Annotated in this window: 1 pseudogene; it reads right to left on the bottom strand. The window is 67.1% G+C overall.

What is annotated here, in order from left to right:
• Window positions 1–624 (bottom strand): annotated as a pseudogene (locus tag KUM32_RS38335) (signal recognition particle protein); the annotation flags it as partial.

The following is a 624-nucleotide window of genomic DNA, read 5'->3' as shown; positions in this document are numbered from 1 at the left end:
GCGTCGCCCTGCTGGGCGCCCGGGCCCGCGGCGCGGCGCTCCGCCGCGGCCTGCTCCTCGGCCTTGCGCTTCATGGGGTTACCGCTGCGCTGCTTGCCCTTGGCCTTCTTCTGGGGCTTGCCCTTCTTGCGCGAGCCACCCCCCATGCCAGGCATCCCAGGCATGCCGGGCATTCCCGGCATGCCGCCACCCTGAGCCATCTTCGACATCATCTTGCGCGCCTCGAAGAAGCGCTCGACGAGGTTCTTGACCGCACTGACGTCGACACCGGAGCCGCGTGCGATACGGGCACGGCGCGAGCCGTTGATGATCGTCGGCTCCTGCCGTTCGGCCGGGGTCATCGACTTGATGATCGCGGCGGTACGGTCGACGTCCTTCTCGTCCAGGTTGTTGATCTGGTCCTTGATCTGCCCCATGCCCGGCAACATGCCGAGCAGCTTCGAGATGGAGCCCATCTTGCGGACCTGCTCCATCTGCGCCAGGAAGTCGTCGAGCGTGAACTCCTTGGGGCCCTTCGCCAGCTTGGCCGCCATCTTCTCGGCCTCGGCCTGGCTGAAGGTCTGCTCGGCCTTCTCGATCAGGCTCAGCATGTCGCCCATGCCGAGGATGCGCGAGGCCATGCGG

The sequence above is a fragment of the Streptomyces sp. AC627_RSS907 genome, from assembly GCF_019049165.1.
Note: the sequence above shows the minus strand (reverse complement) of the source record. Positions and strands in the feature narration are given on the sequence as shown.